Origin of the sequence: Streptomyces sp. NPDC002130 (assembly GCF_040296465.1) — a bacterium.
Taxonomy (GTDB): Bacteria; Actinomycetota; Actinomycetes; order Streptomycetales; family Streptomycetaceae; genus Streptomyces.
Genome location: NZ_JBEOXI010000771.1, coordinates 1 through 1,540, shown reverse-complemented (window position 1 = coordinate 1,540; position 1,540 = coordinate 1). Strand labels below are relative to the sequence as shown.

Below are 1,540 nucleotides of genomic sequence, written 5' to 3'. Positions count from 1 at the left end.
CTTCATCCCCGCTCCGCCGTCGATCAACTCCCGGACGATGTCCGCATGGCCGGCGTGCCGATGGATCTCGGTGACGACGTGAACGAGTATCCGATGCAACGTGACGTCGCGCCGATTCTCCGGCCAATGCTTCACGAAGCCGGGGGCATCGAGATCGTGCTCCTCGATCGTGGCGTCGGCGAAAGCCCAGGTACGGCGATAGGTTTCGACGATGTCGGCCCTGGACTCGTCGGCGCGGGCCCACATGTCGACGTTGAGTTCCTCCGAACGCAACCACGCAGGTAGATCGGGAACACGTCGGCCGAACGTCGGACCGAAATACCCGAGCTCGACGCCGATCATGTGTTTGACCAGACCCAACAAGTTGGTCCCTGTCCGGGTCATCGGACGCCGAATGTCATACTCCGACAGCCCGTCGAGCTTCCAGACGAGCACGTCGCGCGCTGCCTGCAGGTACCGCCGGAGATCTTCCTTTTCCGAGTTGGTGGTCATGAAACCAACCTAAACCGAGTGGAGCACACATTGACAGCGGTGGAGGATCTGACCGAGGTTGCCTCCCGGGCCGTCGCCGCCGAGCGTGACGCCAGATCGGTGCGCTGGCACAACCCGACGGCGGTCCGCAAAGCCGCCGCGTCCGTCCGCGATTCGCTCGACGACGAACGAACTGCGCTGAGCCGACCGTCGTACAGTGGGTTGTCGCCCTCGCCGCACATGGCGCACCAACTCGAACTGATCACCCGGTTGCAACCACCGCTTCCCGCCGACGCCACCATCGGTACCGCCGCGCAGGCCGAGGCCGACGCCGTCGCCGCGGTCACCACTGCACGGATAGCCCTGCGCGCCGCCCACCTTGCGGTTCTCGAAGCACGCGTCGCTGCGCTCGATGCCGGTGACACCGATACCGTCGCCGCTGCGATTCGCGGTTACGTCCCGCTGACCTCGGGCAACCCCGTCGTCCGGCATGTACAGGGTCTCGGCTCCCGGATCCGTGAGGAAGCACGGCACGTCGTGAGTGGTAAGCCTCGGTCGATCGCGTTTCGGCTGGGGCTGAGCCTCGGAATGGGCTTGGCGTACCTGGCATTCATTCGCCTCTTCCAGTGGGACACCAAGGAAGATCGACTGCCTTACCTTGCGCTGTACGCACTCTCGGGTGTGGTCGGAAGCGTCGTGTGCACCAATGCACTCAGCTTCGACGCCGGCCGCGTCCGTGCTGCGTTGTCCGGCGGCACCAGGCTCTGGCACGTACTGGTCGCGAAGAACGCGGTGATGCTGCTTCTCGTCGGCAGCGCCGGGTTCCTGCTCAGCGCCGTCCTCGCCTGGCGCTCCGGAAGCAGCGCTGATCTGGTGAAGGCGTGCGGTCAGGTGCTGACCATGATCCTGCTGTGGCTCGGCGTCGCCAACGTGATGTCCGTGGCGTTGCCGCTGCGGGCCGAACCGATGACGGCACGGCGCCACGACGGCACGTGGAAGCAGTTCCTGCTGTCTTTCTTCATCTCCTACGGTGTCGGACTGATCGTCAATCTGATGCTCTACTGGCGAG

General features: G+C 64.9%; 2 protein-coding genes. One reads left to right on the top strand and one right to left on the bottom strand.

Annotated elements, in window-relative coordinates; all coding sequences use genetic code 11:
- Positions 1 to 492: DinB family protein (locus tag ABT116_RS45355; RefSeq protein WP_351646900.1), on the bottom strand; the 492-nt coding region annotated here is incomplete at its 3' end.
- Between the two features lie 39 nt (positions 493 to 531).
- On the opposite strand from ABT116_RS45355, the gene ABT116_RS45350 reads away from it, so the two are divergent.
- Positions 532 to 1,540, top strand: a 1,009-nt coding sequence (locus ABT116_RS45350; RefSeq protein ID WP_351646898.1) for a hypothetical protein, incomplete at its 3' end; no start/stop codon positions are given.